The organism is Burkholderia crassaminum (assembly GCF_964265005.1).
Lineage (GTDB): Bacteria > Pseudomonadota > Gammaproteobacteria > Burkholderiales > Burkholderiaceae > Burkholderia.
The window spans coordinates 1,789,357-1,806,379 of record NZ_OZ183799.1; the positions used below are offsets into that span (position 1 = coordinate 1,789,357).

Here is a 17,023-nt window from a genome sequence, read left to right on the forward strand (position 1 = left end):
GGCATGCCTGCACGGTGCGATGCATGCGCGCACCGATCGTGCACCGCATCATCGCGCACGCGCCGAGCGGGGCGAATCAGCGTTTTCCATCCCTTGCGTCCTGAATTGCGGCGCACCATGATGAATGCGTAGGCTCGTTGTTGCGATAGGGAGGTTTCATGGCTAGCTACAACAAGATTCTGCTGTGTTACGACGGCACGCTCGAAGGGCGCAAGGCACTGCGCTGCGGCGCCAATCTCGCGATGGACCTGAAGGCCGAGACGCATTTGCTGTCGGTCGTCGACATGCGCTCGAGCATCGCGCAGAGCGCAGGCTTGCTGACCGACGTCGCGTGCGGCCGGTTCGAGGAAACCGCGCGTGAAATCCTGCAGGAAGGGGTGAACTGGCTGCGCGAGCGCGGCGTGCAGGCCGAAGGCCATTTCGCGTTCGGCTATCCGATCGACGAAATCGCGAATCTCGCGATGGAGCTGAAGGTTGACCTCGTTGTCGTCGGCCACCGCTGCCGCAGCGGGCTGTCGAGATGGTGGATGGGCTCGGGCAACACGCAACTGCTCGATCGCGTCAACTGCAGCATCCTGGTGGCGTGTTCGTCGGCACAGGAGCAGAAGGAAGAAATCGCGCGTGAGCGGGAAGCCGCCACGGCGAATGGCAAATGATCGAATGATTCGATGACGGCCTGACCGGCGATCCGCGCCGGTCAGGCGCCGTGCCGCATCAGCGGCGCGGGTACCGCGCGGCCTGCTACGCGTGCAGGTCGATCGCGGACAATTTCCACGAGAACAGCCCGAAGCGGTGGAATATCGCCGCGTAGCGCGTGCCGTCGGCACTGCGCTGGTAGGTCACGACGAATTCATCGATATTCCGGTAGCCCGCGCTGGTTTGCTGCTGATGCGGCGCATGCGTTGCATCGTTCGCACTGGCCGGTGCGGTAGAGGTGGGTGCCGGCGATGACGCAGCCGCCGCGTTGTTGCCCGGAGCGACGGCGCTTGCCGGTGCCGGATTGGCCTGCGGTGCGGCCGGCGTGTCTGCAGGCGCATTGCCTTGCGGCCGATTCGGCCAATCGGGCGGGCGCTCACCCGGATTGCCACGCGGTGGCAACCCGCTCATCAGCGCGGCCACGCCCTCCGGGGTCGCGTACGCATCGACCAGCGGGCCGATCAGGGCAGACCCGATCAGTGCACCAATCACCGCGAACGGATTGTTCTTCTTCACCGCGTCGATCCGGCGCATCAACTCTTCCGTGACCTGCTGCTTCAGGCTGATGCGCAGCGACGGAAAATCGACATATTCACTGATGGCCTGTGCATCGCGCGCATCGATCGCCGATTTCAGGCGGCCGAGCGCGACGTACGGCGACGCGTAGGCATAGCCGATCGCCGCAATGACGGCGACGGCCACCACGACGATCAGCAGGGGCTTGAGCCGCCATATGCGGCCCGAAGATCCTGTCACGTTGCCTCCGGTGCGGGGATGTTCCGCAATCAGAGACCGCCTGGCGTGGCCGATCGTTCCTCTGCGATGCAGCGATCGATCATCCGGCACACGGCATCGATCGTGCCGACCATGATCAGGCGCGAACGGCCGTGATAGACGCGCACCGGCGCACGGCGCGCGGGTTCCGCGTGATTCAGGCCGGCGTTCAGCGATACCCGCGCGAAAGCGGGGAGCGCCGACGGCAGCAGGGACGCCTGCTGTTCGACTGCGACTTCTTCTTGCACAGGCGCCGCCGCGGACAGCGGTGCGCAGGGCGTGCGGCCGCGCAGGTGACGCAGGCGACCGAATTGACGGAAAGGCAGCAGACGGGCAAGGCGTTCCATGATGTTCTCCTCAGCGAGACGGAATGTCAGAGTTCGCCCGAGCGGATCAGCCCGACGGCGATGCCTTCCAGCGCGAATTCCGCGCTGCCGGCCTTGACGAAGATGTTTTCGTAATCCGGGTTCTCCGCGATCAGCTCGAGACCGCCCGGCCGGCGCATCAGGCGCTTGACCGTGACGTCGTCGCCGAGACGCGCGACGATGATCTGGCCGTCCTTCGCTTCCGTGCGCTTCTGCACGGCGAGGAGGTCGCCGTCGAGAATGCCGGCGTCACGCATAGAAAGGCCGCGCACTTTCAGCAGGTAGTCGGGCTTGCTGGAGAACAGCGCGGGATCGCACGCGTAATGCTGCGAGATGTGCTCCTGCGCGAGGATCGGGCTACCGGCTGCCACGCGGCCGACGAGTGGCAGCGACAGCTGCATCAGCCCGGCGTGCGGCAGCGTGAACTGGTGCGGGGAATCTTCAAGGCCGAGCAGGCGGATGCCGCGCGACGCGCCGGCGGCCAACTCGATCACGCCCTTGCGCGCCAGTGCGCGCAGGTGCTCCTCGGCCGCATTCGGCGAGCTGAAGCCCAGTTCGGCCGCGATCTCGGCACGGGTGGGCGGGAATCCGGAGCGCTCGATCGCGCGACGGATCAAGTCGAACACTTGCTGCTGGCGGGCGGTCAGTTTGGTCATGGCTCAACTGTATGGATAGACAGTGAGCTGTATTTTTATACAGTAGTTCGCGAATTTCAAGTGTTACGTGAGGTTCGTCGCGATCACGCCGGTTCCGGCGCGATTTCACGACGTCCGGACGGCGGTTCATCTGCCGCAACCGTCCATCCCGTATGCGTTAGCACTTTTGGGTATTAAAAAATGAGGAACGATTATTTTTAATCATGTAACCCGTTCGTTAGACTGGCCCGACATCGCAATACCGACAACACTGGAGAACCAAGGATGGGCAAGCGCAATACGGGGCTGGTGGGCGGAGTGGGCCGCCTGATCGCAACACTCGCGCTGGGCGCGGCGGCGGCGCTGGGCGTCGCGACGCACGCCCAGGCCGATACGACCTTCCTGAACGTGTCGTACGACCCGACGCGCGAGCTGTATCAGGATTTCAACCAGGCGTTTGGCAAGGAGTGGAAGGCGAAGACGGGCGAGACCGTCAACTTCAAGCAGTCGCACGGCGGGTCGGGCGCGCAGGCGCGCTCGGTGCTCGACGGCCTGCAGGCCGACGTCGTCACGCTGGCGCTGGCGTACGACATCGACGCGCTCGCGAACAAGGGGCTCGTCAACAAGGACTGGCAGAAGCGCCTGCCCGACAACGCGTCGCCGTACACGTCGACGATCGTGTTCCTGGTGCGCAAGGGTAATCCGAAGGGGATCAAGGACTGGGACGACCTGACCAAGCCGGGCATCTCGATCGTCACGCCGAACCCGAAGACGTCCGGCGGCGCGCGCTGGAACTACCTGGCCGCATGGGCGTACGCACAGCACAAGCCGGGCGGCAACGAGCAGACGGCGAAGGACTTCGTCACGAAGCTCTACAAGAACGCCGGCGTGCTCGATTCCGGCGCGCGCGGCGCGACGACGAGCTTCGTGCAGCGCGGGATCGGCGACGTGCTGATCGCATGGGAAAACGAGGCGTTCCTGTCGGTCAAGGAATTCGGCACCGACAAGTTCGAGATTGTCGTGCCGTCGGTGAGCATCCTGGCCGAGCCGCCCGTCGCGGTGGTCGACAAGGTGGTCGACAAGAAGGGCACGCGCAAGCTGGCCGAGGCGTACCTGAACTTCCTGTACAGCCCGCAGGGCCAGGAGATCGCGGCGCGCAACTACTACCGGCCGCGTTCGAAGAACGTGCCGGCGGAACTGACGAAGCAGTTCCCGAAGCTGAAGCTGTACACGGTCGACGATACCTTCGGCGGCTGGACGAATGCGCAGAAGACGCATTTCGCGGACGGCGGCGTGTTCGATTCGATCTACAAGCCGCAGTAACGCCATAACGACAGCGGCGCGCCACGATAGCGCGCCGCACCCTCGACGGGCCGCCGGCGCAATGCATCGCGCCGGCGTTTGCGTCGGACCCATGAGCAGCATCGACCCAGCAAGAGCATCCGATGACGACGTACACCTTTCGCAAGCCGAGCGCGCTGCCCGGTTTCGGCGTGACGCTAGGCATCACGGTGGCCTATTTGAGCCTCGTGGTGCTGATACCGCTCGCTGCCACATTCCTGAAGACCGCGACGCTGTCGTGGGACCAGTTCGTCACCGCCGTCACGTCGCCGCGCGTGCTCGCGTCGTACCGGCTGACGTTCACGTCCGCGCTCGGCGGCGCGCTGATCAACGCCGTGTTCGGCTTCCTCGTCGCGTGGGTGCTCGTGCGCTACACGTTCCCGTTCAAGCGCCTCGTCGATGCGATCGTCGACCTGCCGTTCGCGCTGCCGACCTCGGTCGCCGGCATTTCGCTCGCGGCCGTCTACGCGACCAACGGCTGGGTCGGCCAGTATCTCGCGCCGCTCGGTATCAAGATCGCGTTCACGCCGGCCGGCGTGCTGGTCGCGCTCACCTTCATCGGGCTGCCGTTCGTCGTGCGCACGGTGCAGCCGGTGCTCGAGGATTTCGAGCGCGAGCAGGAAGAGGCCGCCGCATGCCTCGGCGCGTCGCGCTGGCTGACGTTCCGCCGCGTCGTGCTGCCGGCCGTGCTGCCGGCGCTCCTCACCGGTTTCGCGCTCGCGTTCGCGCGCGCGCTCGGCGAATACGGATCGGTGATCTTCATCGCCGGCAACGTGCCGATGAAATCCGAGATCACGTCGCTGCTCATCATCACGAAGCTCGAGCAGTACGACTACGCGGGCGCGACCGCGTTGGCGGTCGTGATGCTCGTCGTGTCGTTCCTGATGCTGCTGCTGATCAACACGCTGCAGTGGTATCTGCAGCGCCGCACGAGCAAGGGCGCGAGCGGTCCCGCGCCCGCTACCGTCATCGCCGTCGCAGCAGGAGGCCAGCAATGAGCCAGGAGGCCACCGTCGTGCTGAAAACCCCGTCTTCGGCCGCGCAGGGGCGCGCCGCGAAGCGGCTCGACCCCGTCAGCGAGTCGCGCGTCGTGCGCTGGCTGCTCACGGGCATCGCGCTGGCGTTCCTTGCGTTCTTCCTCGTCGTGCCGCTTGCCGCGGTGTTCGTCGAGGCGCTGAGAAAAGGCGTCGGCTTCTATCTCGAATCGCTGGCCGATCCCGATGCGTGGTCGGCGATCAAGCTGACGCTGACCGTCGCCGCGATCGCCGTGCCGCTGAACCTCGTGTTCGGCGTGTGCGCATCGTGGGCGATCGCAAAATTCGAATTCCGCGGCAAGGCGCTGCTGACGACGCTGATCGACCTGCCGTTCTCCGTGTCGCCGGTGATCTCGGGCCTCGTATACGTGCTGCTGTTCGGCGCGCAGGGCTGGTTCGGTCCGTGGCTGCAGGATCACGACGTACAGATCATCTTCGCCGTGCCTGGCATCGTGCTCGCGACGATCTTCGTCACGTTCCCGTTCGTCGCGCGCGAGCTGATTCCGCTGATGCAGGCGCAGGGCACCGACGAGGAAGAAGCCGCGCGCGTGCTCGGCGCGTCGGGCTGGCAGATCTTCCGCCGCGTGACGCTGCCGAACGTGAGGTGGGGCCTGCTGTACGGCGTGATCCTGTGCAACGCGCGCGCGATGGGCGAGTTCGGCGCGGTGTCGGTCGTGTCGGGCCACATCCGCGGCGTGACCGACACGATGCCGCTGCACGTCGAGATCCTGTACAACGAATACAACTTCGCGGCGGCCTTCGCCGTGGCGTCGGTACTGGCGCTGCTCGCGCTCGTCACGCTCGCGCTGAAGCTGCTCGCCGAGCGCCATCTCGCCGCCGAGCTGGCCGGCGCGCGCGACACCGTTCCCGCACATGCCGGCCCCGTCGCCGCCGTTTCGTCGAAATCGTAAAGAGGCAACCAGAATGGGTATCACCGTCCGTAACCTTCAGAAGCGCTTCGGCGATTTCACGGCGCTCGACAACGTGTCGCTCGACTTCCCGCCCGGCGAACTGGTCGCGCTGCTCGGGCCGTCCGGCTGCGGCAAGACCACGCTGCTGCGCGTGATCGCGGGCCTCGAGCACGCGGATGCCGGCCAGGTCGTGCTGCAGGGGCTCGACGTCGCGTCGGTCGGCGCGCGCGATCGCCAGGTCGGTTTCGTGTTCCAGCACTACGCACTGTTCCGCCACATGACGGTGTTCGAGAACGTCGCGTTCGGGCTGCGCGTGAAACCGCGCCGCGAGCGGCCGTCGGAAAGCGCGATCCGCGACAAGGTGCACGAGCTGCTGAAGCTCGTGCAGCTCGACTGGCTCGCGCAGCGTTATCCGTCCGAGCTGTCGGGCGGCCAGCGCCAGCGCATCGCGCTCGCCCGCGCGCTCGCGGTCGAGCCGAAGGTGCTGCTGCTCGACGAGCCGTTCGGCGCGCTCGACGCGAAGGTACGAAAGGAGCTGCGCGGCTGGCTGCGTCGCCTGCACGACGACCTGCACATCTCGACGATCTTCGTCACGCACGACCAGGAGGAGGCGCTGGAAGTCGCGGACCGCATCGTCGTGCTGAACCGCGGCCACGTCGAGCAGGTCGGCAGCCCGCAGGACGTCTACGATCATCCGCAAAGCGCGTTCGTCTACGAGTTTCTCGGCGCGGCGAACCGGCTGCCGGGCACAGTGGCCGGGCGCGGCTTCGTCGCCGAGGGCGCGGCAGCGCCGATCGAGGTCGACGCCGATTTCGCGGGCCCCGCGAACGCCTACGTGCGACCGCACGATCTGCAGTTGTGGCCGGCGGGCGAAGGGCACCGCGACGGCATCGCGGTGGACGTGCGCCGCGTGATTCCGCTCGGTGGTTCGGTGCGGGTGGAGCTCGAGGCGCGCGCAGGCGGCGCGCTCGAGGCGGAACTCGATCGCGACGCATGGCGTGCGCTGTCGCTGCAGGTCGGCGATGGTGCGACGGCGGTGCCGCGCGCGGTGCGTGTGTTTCCCGCGCGTTGACGACAGAATGCAGGGCAGGGGGCGGAACGCGCTCCGATCAGACAATCAAACAACGACAGCCTAAGAGGCATACCCATGAATTTTCAGCAATTGCGGTTCGTGCGCGAAGCGGTGCGCCAGAACATGAACCTGACGGAAGTCGCGAACGTGCTGTACACGTCGCAGTCGGGCGTGTCGAAGCAGATCAAGGATCTCGAAGATGAGCTGGGCGTCGACATCTTCATCCGGCGCGGCAAGCGGCTGACGGGGCTCACGGAGCCCGGCAAGGCCGTGCACCAGCTGATCGAGCGGATGCTGCTCGATGCCGAGAACCTGCGCCGCGTCGCGCGCCAGTTCGCCGACCAGGACAGCGGCCACCTCGTCGTCGCGACGACGCACACGCAAGCGCGCTACGCGCTGCCGAAGGTGATCCGTCAGTTCACCGACGTGTTCCCGAAGGTGCATCTCGCGCTGCGCCAGGGCAGCCCGCAGCAGATCGCGCAGATGATCCTGAACGGGGAGGCCGATCTCGGCATCTCGACCGAAGCGCTCGACCGCTATCCGGACATCGTCACGTTCCCGTGCTATTCGTGGCACCACACGGTCGTCGTGCCGAAGGGCCATCCGCTCGTCGGCCGCGAGAACCTGACGCTCGAGGAAATCGCCGAGTACCCGATCATCACGTACGACCAGGACTTCACGGGCCGCTCGCACATCGACCAGGCGTTCACGCAGGCGGGCGCCGTGCCCGATGTCGTGCTGACCGCGATCGACGCGGACGTGATCAAGACCTATGTCGAACTCGGGATGGGGATCGGCGTCGTCGCGGCGATGGCCTACGATCCGCAGCGCGACACGGGGCTCGTCGCGCTCGATACGCAGCACCTGTTCGAGGCGAGCACGACGCGGGTCGGGCTGCGCAAGGGCGCGTTCCTGCGCGCATATGCGTACCGGCTGATCGAGATGTTTGCGCCGCACCTGAACGAAGCGGAAATCGCGGGGATGTTGCGCGAAGCCGTTTGACGACGGCGCGTCGTGCGTCATCCGCGCCATCACTGCGGATGACGCAACGTACCTGCGCGTGTTGTCGTGCATCGGGCAGCGGCAGGCGATCTGCCGCCGCCTTGGTTGTCCGAATCACCGAATCACCGAATCACCGAATCACCGAATCACCGAATCACCGAATCACCGAATCACCGAATCATCGGCCGCAGTCGCGGCTTCCAGTCCGATTCATCACCACATACGGCGCGCGACATGCGCTCGCCGGCCAGCGCGAAATCGAGGCGGCAGGTTCGAGCGCCTCGTATCGGGTTCAGCGATCCGCCGTACCGGACGCCCCGTTTCTCCTCAGATGTGATTCAATGCGCGTGGATGCCGGCTGACGGGTGTCGAGGCGGCTCTTTGGCCGCCATCCTGACCGACAGGCCCGCATCAACGACACCATGCGCAACGCCGGAACGACCTGCGGAGCGCGTTACCCACAGCCCGTTCGCATTCACGAAACCATGCACGCGGAGCGCCCGTTCCGACACACTCGGCGACATGGCGCGCAGCACGCAACACGCGTGACGAAGAGGTAAACAATGAATCTGAAATGGTTTCTCTTTTCCTTCGAAGGCCGGATCGGGCGTCTGCCGTGGTGGATCTACGCGCTGGTTTCCGCTTTGCTCAGTGCGTTTTTCGATGCCGGTTCGCGCGGCTCGCCGGATGACGATCTGCCGTTGCTGGCGATGCTGGTTCTCGTCGTCATCGCTGTCGTCGCGGGATGGTCGTCGATTGCGGTCGGTGTGAAGCGGCTGCACGACATCGACAAGTCCGGATGGTGGATGCTGTTGCTGTTCGTGCCGATCGCCGGCGCGCTCGCGTTGTTCGTGATGAACGGCTTCATTGCCGGCACGCCGCATGCGAACCGATTTGGCGAGCCGCCGTCAGCCGATGAAGACGAGCAGGCGCCGCAGGACCGGCGTGACGCGCGCTCCGAATAAACCCTTAAATATTGATCAGACAGGTTGCGCGCCGACGCGAATCGGTACAGCATAGCCCTCACTCCGCCGGCTTCTCGCCGGCGGCGACGCGTAAACGACAGCACGCGTCAGGCAGTCGGCCGTCTGCCTCGCTTCCATTCCGTGGTACCGACAGCAGCATCGATGGCCATTGCCCGGGTAGTGTGGCGCAAACGTTTGCTCACATTAAAACAACAGCCAAACAATCGTCCGGCCCTTGGGGCCAGTCGCCAGGAGATGTGTATGAATGTTCTCTTTCGCCGTCGCTTCCTGACCGCCGCGCTTGCAGCCGTCGCGGTCGCCGCCGCACCGGCCGTCCACGCGCAATCTGCAGCCAAGCCGAAGGTTGCGCTCGTGATGAAGTCGCTCGCCAACGAGTTCTTCCTGACGATGGAAACGGGCGCGAAGGAATACCAGAAACACAACGCGAGCCAGTTCGACCTGATCACCAACGGTATCAAGGACGAGACCGACACCGCGAACCAGATCCGCATCGTCGAGCAGATGATTGTGTCGAAGGTCGATGCGATCGTGCTCGCGCCGGCCGATTCGAAGGCGCTCGTGCCGGTCGTGAAGAAGGCGGTCGACGCCGGCATCATCGTCGTGAACATCGACAACCGGCTCGATCCTGACGTGCTGAAGTCGAAGAACCTGAACGTGCCGTTCGTCGGCCCGGACAACCGCAAGGGCGCGCGCAAGATCGGCGATTACCTCGCGAAGCGGCTGAAGGCGGGCGACCAGGTCGGCATCGTCGAAGGCGTGTCGACGACGACCAACGCGCAGCAGCGCACGGCCGGCTTCCAGGACGCGATGAAGGCGGGCGGGATGAAGGTCGTGTCGGTGCAGTCCGGCGAATGGGAGATCGACAAGGGCAATGCGGTCGCTGCCGCGATGCTCAACGAATACCCGAACCTGAAGGCGCTGCTGTGCGGCAACGACAACATGGCGATCGGCGCCGTGTCGGCCGTGCGCGCGGCCGGCAAGCAGGGCAAGGTGCTCGTGGTCGGCTACGACAACATCAACGCGATCAAGCCGATGCTGAAGGACGGCCGCGTGCTCGCGACCGCCGATCAGTACGCGGCGAAGCAGGCCGTGTTCGGCATCGACACGGCGCTCAAGGCGATCGCCGAGCATCGCAAGCAGGCCGACATGTCGGGCGTGGTCGAGACGCCGGTGGATCTCGTGACGAAGTGACGCAGCCCCGATGCGGCCGCCGTCCTCAAGAATTTGGCGCGGCGGCCGTTATCCCGGGGTGAGCGCGATCACGGCCACTGCATGCACATGCACTTGTGAGCGTCACACCCGCGCGCCGCGTGCGCGCGGCCGCAACCAGGATCGCGATGGACCCGACTTTCCAACCCTCCCGTTCAGCCCCCCCCGTGCTGTCCGTATCCGGCATTGGCAAGACCTATGCCGAGCCCGTGCTCGCCGACGTCACGCTGACGTTGGCGGCGGGCCAGGCGCTCGCGCTGACGGGCGAGAACGGTGCGGGCAAGAGCACGCTGTCGAAGATCATCGGCGGGCTCGTCGAGCCGACCGCCGGCACGATGCAGCTGGGCGGCCACGCGTATGCACCGGCCAGCCGCACGCAGGCCGAGGCGCTCGGCGTGCGCATGGTGATGCAGGAGCTGAACCTGCTGCCGACGCTGACCGTCGCCGAAAACCTGTTCCTGAACCGCCTGCCGCGGCGCTTCGGGATCATCGATCGCGCGCAGCTGCGTGAGGACGCGCGGGTCGCGATGGCGCAGGTCGGGCTCGACACGGTCGATCCCGATACGCCGGTGGGCGCGCTCGGCATCGGCCACCAGCAGATGGTCGAGATCGCGCGCAACCTGATCGGCGACTGTCGCGTGCTGATTCTCGACGAACCGACCGCGATGCTGACGGCGCGTGAAGTCGAGCTGCTGTTCGAGCAGATCGACCGGCTGAAGGCGCGCGGGGTCGCGATCGTCTACATCTCGCACCGGCTCGAGGAACTCGCGCGGGTCGCCGAGCGCGTTGCGGTGCTGCGCGACGGCCGGCTCGTTCACGCGGGCGACATGGCGGCGACGACGTCCGACGGGCTCGTCACGCTGATGGTCGGGCGCGAGATCGGCGAGCAGATCGATCTCGGCGAGCGTCGTATCGGCGCGCCGCGGCTCGTCGTGTCGGGCCTCTCGCGCGGCGGGGCCGTGCGGGACGTGTCGCTCGAAGTGGGCGGGGGCGAGATTTTCGGCATCTCCGGGCTGATCGGCGCGGGGCGCACCGAATTGCTGCGGCTGATCTACGGCGCGGATGCGCCGGATGCGGGGACGATCGCGATCGGCCAGCCGCCGAAGCCGGTACGGATCGGTTCGCCCGTCGAGGCGGTGAAGCACGGTATCGCGCTGATCACCGAGGATCGCAAGGGCGAAGGGCTGTTGCTCACGCAGTCGATCACCGCGAACGTGTCGCTCGGCCAGCTCGACCGGCTCGCGCGCGGCGGCATCGTCGACCGCGCGCGTGAAACGGCGCTCGCCGAGCAGCAGATCGACGCGCTGCGGATCCGCACGCACGGCGCGGCGCAGACGGTCGGCGAGCTGTCGGGCGGCAACCAGCAGAAGGTCGTGATCGGCCGCTGGCTCGCGCGCGACATGGGCGTATTGTTGTTCGACGAACCGACCCGCGGGATCGATGTCGGCGCGAAGTTCGAGATCTACACTTTGATGGGTGCGCTCGCGCGCGAAGGCCGCGCGCTCGTCGTCGTGTCGAGCGACCTGCGCGAGCTGATGCTGATCTGCGACCGGATCGGCGTAATGTCGGCCGGCCGCATGACCGCCGTGTTCGAGCGCGGCAACTGGACCCAGGATGCGCTGCTGGCCGCGGCGTTCGCCGGCTTCGGCCGCGAGACGCTGCCGGGCAGCGTGCAGCATCCGGCCGCGGGGCAGGCGCCAGGCGCCGCTCCGGGCACTTCGACGACAGGACGACAGCAATGACCCAGCCTCCCGTATCCCCGACCGACGCAGGCGCGCAGCAGGACGTGACGGGGCGCCGTGCGCGCATGCTGTCCGGCACGCGGCTCGGCCTGTCGAACTATCTCGGGCTCGCCGGTGCGCTTGCCGCGATGATCGCGCTGTTCTCGGTGCTGAGCTCGCATTTCCTGACCTACGACACGTTCAGCACGATCGCGAACCAGATTCCCGATCTCGTGGTGATGTCGGTCGGGATGACCTTCGTGCTGATCATCGCCGGGATCGACCTGTCGGTCGGTTCGGTGCTCGCGCTCGCCGCGTCGATGGTCAGCGTCGCCGCATTGAAATGGCAGTGGGGGCCGCTGCCGGCCGCGTTGATCGGCATCGCGGTCGCGACCCTCACGGGCGCGCTGACGGGCGCGGTCACGGTCGGCTGGCGGATCCCGTCGTTCATCGTGTCGCTCGGCGTGCTGGAGGCCGCGCGCGGCCTCGCGTACCAGCTGACGAATTCGCGCACGGCCTATATCGGCGACGCGTTCGATTTCCTGTCGAACCCGATCGCGCTGGGCATCTCGCCGGCATTCCTGATCGCGGTCGCGGTGATGATCGCGGCCCAGTTCGTGCTGACGCGCACCGTGTTCGGACGCTATCTCGTCGGGATCGGCACGAACGAAGAAGCGGTCCGACTTGCGGGGGTTAACCCGAGGCCGTATAAAATTCTCGTATTCGCATTGATGGGCGCGTTCGCGGGGCTTGCGTCGCTGTTCCAGATTTCGCGGCTCGAGGCGGCCGACCCGAACGCGGGCGTCGGCCTCGAACTGCAGGTGATCGCCGCCGTCGTGATCGGCGGCACGAGCCTGATGGGCGGGCGCGGCTCGGTGATCAGCACGTTCTTTGGCGTGTTGATCATCTCCGTGCTGGCCGCGGGGCTGGCGCAGATCGGCGCGAACGAGCCGACGAAACGGATCATCACCGGCGCGGTGATCGTGGTGGCGGTCGTGCTCGATACGTATCGCAGCCGGCGCACGCGCGTGCGGTAGAAAGACAGACAGAACAGACCAGAGAGAAACGGGAAATGGCGACGATCAAGGATGTGGCGGCCATGGCGGGCGTGTCGTTTACGACCGTCTCGCACGTGGTGAACAATTCGCGGCCGGTGTCCGCGGATGTGCGTGCGAAGGTCGAGGGCGCAATCCGCGAGCTGAATTACGTGCCGTCGGCCGTGGCACGCTCGCTGAAGGCGCGTGCGACAGCGACCATCGGCCTCGTCGTGCCGAACAGCACGAATCCGTACTTCGCGGAGCTTGCGCGCGGCATCGAGGATCAGTGCGCGGCCAATGGCTATTGCGTGTTCTTCTGCAACTCGGACGATGATCCCGTGAAGCAGCGCAGTTACCTGCGCGTGCTGCAGGAAAAGCGCATCGACGGGCTGATCGTCGCGTCCGCCGGCGAGGATGCGGTGCTCGCGCAGACGCTCGCGGACATCCATGCGCCGCTCGTCGTCGTCGATCGCAACATCGAGGGGCTCGCGGCCGACCTCGTGCAGATCGACCACGAGCGCGGCGCGTACCTGGCGACGCGCCATCTGCTCGAGCTCGGACACGCAAAGATCGGCTGCATCACCGGGCCGACCGACACGGCGGTCAGCGCGATGCGCGTGCACGGCTTCATCCGAGCGATGGCCGAGCGCGGCGTCGACATCGTGCCGGGCGCGATCGCGGAAAGCGACTTCTCGTGCCTCGGCGGTTATCACGCGGCGTCGCGGCTGTTCGAAACGGTGCGGCCAAGCGCGATCTTCGCGGGCAACGACCTGATGGGTGTCGGCGCGCTGCGCGCGGCGGCCGAGCGCGGCATGCGCGTGCCCGACGACTGTTCGATCATCGGATTCGACGACATCGAATTCTCCCGCTACACGTATCCGGCACTGTCGACGGTCGGCCAGTCGGTGCGTGCGCTCGGCGAAATGGCCGCGCAGACCTTGATCGAGCGGATCGGTGGCGGTTCGACGGCCGTGCCGAGCCGGCGGCGCGTCGTGTCGCCGCGTCTCGTGCTGCGTGAATCGACGGCGGTCTACCGCGAGCCTCCGGCCTCCGGCGGTCGCGCATGACGGCGCCTGCACCGGGCTCCGGCCGCGTGACGGTGGTCGGCAGCCTCAACATGGATCTCGTCGTGCGCGCGCCGCGTCTGCCGCTGCCCGGCGAAACGCTCGCGGGACACGCGTTCGCGCAGGCGGCGGGCGGCAAGGGCGGCAACCAGGCCGTCGCTGCCGCGCGGCTCGGCGCGCAGGTCGCGATGATCGGCTGCGTCGGCGCGGATGCGCACGGCGCGGCACTGCGCACGGGCCTGGAAGCCGAGGGGATCGACTGCGCGGGACTCGCGACGAGCGCGTCGGCGTCGACCGGCGTCGCGCTGATCGTCGTCGACGATGCGAGCCAGAACGCGATCGTGATCGTCGCGGGCGGCAACGGCGAGGTCACGACCGATACGGTCGCGCGGCACGAGGCCGCGCTGGCGTCGGCCGACGTGCTGATCTGCCAGCTCGAGACGCCGCCGGACGCGGTGTTCGCGGCGCTGTCGGCCGGGCGCCGGCTCGGCCGCACGGTGGTGCTCAATCCGGCCCCGGCCGTCGCGCCGCTGCCGGACGGCTGGCTGCCGCTCGTCGATTACCTGATCCCGAACGAGGTCGAGGCAGCCGCGCTGACCGCGCTGCCGGTGCGCGACCCGGCGGAGGCGGAAGCGGCAGCGCGCGCGCTGCAGGCAGGCGGCGCACGCAACGTGCTGGTTACGCTGGGTGCGCGCGGTGTGCTTGCGCTGACGGCCGATGGCGCCGCGCGGCATTATCCGGCGCCAGCCGTGCAGGCCGTCGACACGACGGCGGCCGGCGATACCTTCATCGGCGGTTTTTCCGCGCGGCTCGCGGCCGGCGCGGACGTCGATACGGCGATCCGCTTCGCGCAACGCGCAGCGGCACTGTCGGTCACGCGATCGGGCGCGCAACCGTCGATTCCAACGCTTGCCGAACTGGCCGGATAGGGCCTGATCACGCATCGCAGCCGGTTCGTCGCAAACGACGGCCGGCCGCGTATCAGCGACGCCCGCCGGAAGCGGAGGGCCTTCCATCGCCTTGCCTCCAGCACACGCCGAAACGCGCATTTTCATTTAGCTGTTTGTAATAAACAGACGAATAATTCGAAAAAATAGCGGAAACACCATCAAGTTGTGCGGTGCACTGTCGTAAATGTATCGAGCGAAGCAATGCTTCGAAGCGACGGGCCCGTCCCGTCCATCACGACGCAACACAGGAAGGATGATGGTGTTCAAAAACCTGACGATTCGTGCGCGCATCGGTCTCACGATGGCGTTTCTGGCGGTGCTCCTGGGTGTGGTCGGCGTGCTCGGCTTGTACGGAATGACGCGCGCGAACGACACGACGCGCGATATCTTCACGAACCAGATGCCAAGCGCGGTCGACGTCTCGGTCGCCGAAATCTACGCTGCGCGCGAACGCCTGGCGCTCGACCGTGCGGCGCTCCTGGCCGCCACGCCCGACGCGGCGGCGGCCGTGGAGCGAAGCCGCGCGATGCGCGCGCAGTCCGACGCGTGGTGGCAGAAGTACCTCGCGTTGCCGCGCGGCCCGGAGGAAGACCGGCTCGCACAGGACGTCGCCGCGAAGCGGCAGGCGTTGCAGCACGAGTGCGACGCGTTTGCGAGCGTGGTCGGCGCGAATCAGGCCGACCGGATCGGCGACGGTGCCAAGCAGCTCCAGGCGCGCTACAACGACCTCGCGACGTCGAGCGAGGCGCTGCGCAACTTCCAGTTCAGTGACGCGCAAACCGGCTTCGACCACGCGGAATCGGTGTACGACACGCTGCGCGTGCTCGCGATCGTCACGCTGGTGGCCGGCTTCGGCGCCGCGGTGGTGTCGTGGCTGACGCTGAGCCGCGCGATCGGCCGCCCGATTGCCGACGCGCTCTCGCATTTTGACGCAATCGCTGCCGGCGACCTGCGTCGGCCGATCGTCGTGGACCGGCATGACGAGATGGGCCAGCTTCTCGAGGGCCTCGGCAAGATGCAGCGCGGGCTCGTCGACACGGTGCGCACCGTGCGCGGCGGCAGCGAGTCGATTGCGACCGCGGCGCGCCAGATTGCGGCCGGCAACATCGACCTGTCGTCGCGCACCGAGGAGCAGGCCGCGGCGCTGCAGGAAACCGCATCGAGCATGGAACAGCTGACCGGCACCGTGAAACAGAACGCGGACAATGCACGCCAGGCCAGTTCGCTGGCCGCGAATGCGTCGGAGATTGCAAACAAGGGCAATACGGTGGTCGGCCAGGTGGTCGGCACGATGGGCGAGATCAACGACAGCTCGGCGAAGATCGCGGACATCATCGCGATCATTGAGGGAATCGCGTTCCAGACCAACATTCTTGCGCTGAATGCAGCAGTCGAAGCCGCACGGGCAGGCGAGGAAGGCCGCGGTTTCGCGGTCGTCGCGGGCGAGGTACGCAGCCTGGCCCAGCGTTCGTCGACCGCGGCCAAGGAGATCAAGGTGCTGATCGACGCGTCGGTGGAGCGCATCCGGTCGGGTTCCACGCTGGTCGATGAAGCGGGGCGCACGATGAGCGACGTGATCGGCGCGGTGCAGCGCGTGACGGACATCATGGGCGAGATCGCGGCGGCGTCCGAGGAGCAGAGCGGCGGGATCGACCAGGTGGCGCGCGCGGTCGCGCAGATGGACGAGGTCACGCAGCAGAACGCGGCGCTCGTCGAGGAAGCCGCGGCCGCCGCGCAGTCGCTCGACGAACAGGCCGGGCGCCTGCGTGAAACAGCAGCGGTATTCCAGCTCGACGACGACACGTCACGCGCGGGTGCCGCGGCTCCGCATGCGGTGCGTCACGCGCCGCGTGCGCCCACGGCAGCGGTTGCCGCGCCCGTCCAGGCTGCCGCGCGCGACGATCGCGATGCACCGCCGAAGCGCGCCGCCACGGTGGCACCGGTGCGCAAGCCCGTCGCTGCCTCTGCTGCGCCCGCGCAGGCTGCGGCTACCACCGGCGCGGACGACTGGGAAACCTTCTGATTCGCGCGTGCCGCGCATCTATCCCCATTTGGTTGAGAACGACGCCCGCGACATGCGGGCGTCGTCGTTTCTGCGCTGGAAAAATGTGACAGGCGATGTGCACGAATGACGATCGCGCATTGTCGCGTGCGTCGAGTGACCTGCATCGACGGATGCGCGTACAGGTGCGTGTGAAGTTCCCGCATCCGTTGTACGGGTATCTC

At 66.9% G+C, this 17,023-nt stretch carries 16 protein-coding genes; 13 read left to right on the forward strand and 3 right to left on the reverse strand.

Annotation, left to right across the window (positions count from 1 at the left end):
- The first annotated feature begins 158 nt into the window (after positions 1-158).
- Complete coding sequence (locus ACPTTF_RS08275) at positions 159-656, forward strand: universal stress protein (protein ID WP_423370852.1); 498 nt, start codon at positions 159-161, stop codon at positions 654-656.
- An 85-nt stretch (positions 657-741) separates the two neighbouring features.
- Here the strand turns inward: ACPTTF_RS08275 and ACPTTF_RS08280 are convergent, their stop codons facing one another.
- The 3 genes from ACPTTF_RS08280 to lexA are packed head-to-tail and all read right to left on the reverse strand — an operon-like array spanning position 742 to position 2,491.
- Positions 742-1,452 (reverse strand): DUF2939 domain-containing protein, encoded by a 711-nt coding sequence (locus tag ACPTTF_RS08280; protein WP_423371857.1) that lies wholly within the window; start codon positions 1,450-1,452, stop codon positions 742-744.
- Between the two features lie 29 nt (positions 1,453-1,481).
- Entirely contained in the window at positions 1,482-1,817 is a 336-nt protein-coding gene (locus tag ACPTTF_RS08285; protein ID WP_423370853.1) for a hypothetical protein, read from the reverse strand.
- Positions 1,818-1,843: 26 nt separating this feature from the next.
- A complete protein-coding gene (gene lexA / locus ACPTTF_RS08290; protein ID WP_047900600.1) occupies positions 1,844-2,491 on the reverse strand; it encodes a transcriptional repressor LexA in 648 nt (215 codons plus the stop codon).
- A 264-nt stretch (positions 2,492-2,755) separates the two neighbouring features.
- Between lexA and ACPTTF_RS08295 the strand changes: the two genes are divergently transcribed.
- From ACPTTF_RS08295 to ACPTTF_RS08350, 12 genes are all read left to right on the forward strand, one after another.
- Positions 2,756-3,793, forward strand: a complete 1,038-nt coding sequence (locus tag ACPTTF_RS08295) for a sulfate ABC transporter substrate-binding protein (RefSeq protein ID WP_021157012.1) — start codon at positions 2,756-2,758, stop codon at positions 3,791-3,793.
- A gap of 122 nt (positions 3,794-3,915) precedes the next feature.
- A complete protein-coding gene (gene cysT / locus ACPTTF_RS08300; protein WP_166964209.1) occupies positions 3,916-4,809 on the forward strand; it encodes a sulfate ABC transporter permease subunit CysT in 894 nt (297 codons plus the stop codon).
- On the forward strand, positions 4,806-5,756 hold the full coding sequence (gene cysW, locus ACPTTF_RS08305; RefSeq protein WP_166964211.1) for a sulfate ABC transporter permease subunit CysW: 951 nt from the start codon (positions 4,806-4,808) through the stop codon (positions 5,754-5,756). The genes cysT and cysW overlap by 4 nt, the downstream gene beginning before the upstream one ends.
- A gap of 13 nt (positions 5,757-5,769) precedes the next feature.
- Positions 5,770-6,828 carry a sulfate/molybdate ABC transporter ATP-binding protein gene (locus ACPTTF_RS08310; RefSeq protein WP_027787478.1) on the forward strand — a complete coding sequence of 353 codons (1,059 nt, stop codon included), beginning with the start codon at positions 5,770-5,772 and terminating at the stop codon, positions 6,826-6,828.
- A gap of 75 nt (positions 6,829-6,903) precedes the next feature.
- Positions 6,904-7,830 (forward strand): CysB family HTH-type transcriptional regulator, encoded by a 927-nt coding sequence (locus tag ACPTTF_RS08315; RefSeq protein WP_011351897.1) that lies wholly within the window; start codon positions 6,904-6,906, stop codon positions 7,828-7,830.
- A 563-nt stretch (positions 7,831-8,393) separates the two neighbouring features.
- The gene (locus tag ACPTTF_RS08320) at positions 8,394-8,795 is read left to right on the forward strand and encodes a DUF805 domain-containing protein (protein WP_423370854.1); all 402 of its coding nucleotides are present in this window, start codon (positions 8,394-8,396) and stop codon (positions 8,793-8,795) included.
- Positions 8,796-9,056: 261 nt separating this feature from the next.
- Positions 9,057-10,007: a sugar ABC transporter substrate-binding protein gene (locus ACPTTF_RS08325; RefSeq protein ID WP_166964215.1), complete on the forward strand. Its 951-nt coding sequence runs from the start codon at positions 9,057-9,059 to the stop codon at positions 10,005-10,007.
- A 146-nt stretch (positions 10,008-10,153) separates the two neighbouring features.
- Positions 10,154-11,767 (forward strand): sugar ABC transporter ATP-binding protein, encoded by a 1,614-nt coding sequence (locus ACPTTF_RS08330; RefSeq protein ID WP_423370855.1) that lies wholly within the window; start codon positions 10,154-10,156, stop codon positions 11,765-11,767.
- Entirely contained in the window at positions 11,764-12,783 is a 1,020-nt protein-coding gene (locus tag ACPTTF_RS08335; RefSeq protein ID WP_423370856.1) for an ABC transporter permease, read from the forward strand. The genes ACPTTF_RS08330 and ACPTTF_RS08335 overlap by 4 nt, the downstream gene beginning before the upstream one ends.
- Before the next feature lie 35 nt (positions 12,784-12,818).
- Entirely contained in the window at positions 12,819-13,850 is a 1,032-nt protein-coding gene (locus ACPTTF_RS08340; protein ID WP_166964221.1) for a LacI family DNA-binding transcriptional regulator, read from the forward strand.
- A complete protein-coding gene (gene rbsK, locus ACPTTF_RS08345) occupies positions 13,847-14,776 on the forward strand; it encodes a ribokinase (protein ID WP_423370857.1) in 930 nt (309 codons plus the stop codon). Before ACPTTF_RS08340 ends, rbsK begins: the two co-directional genes overlap by 4 nt.
- Before the next feature lie 277 nt (positions 14,777-15,053).
- Positions 15,054-16,820, forward strand: coding sequence for a methyl-accepting chemotaxis protein (locus ACPTTF_RS08350; protein WP_423370858.1), 1,767 nt, complete (start codon positions 15,054-15,056; stop codon positions 16,818-16,820).
- The last annotated feature ends 203 nt before the right edge of the window (positions 16,821-17,023 follow it).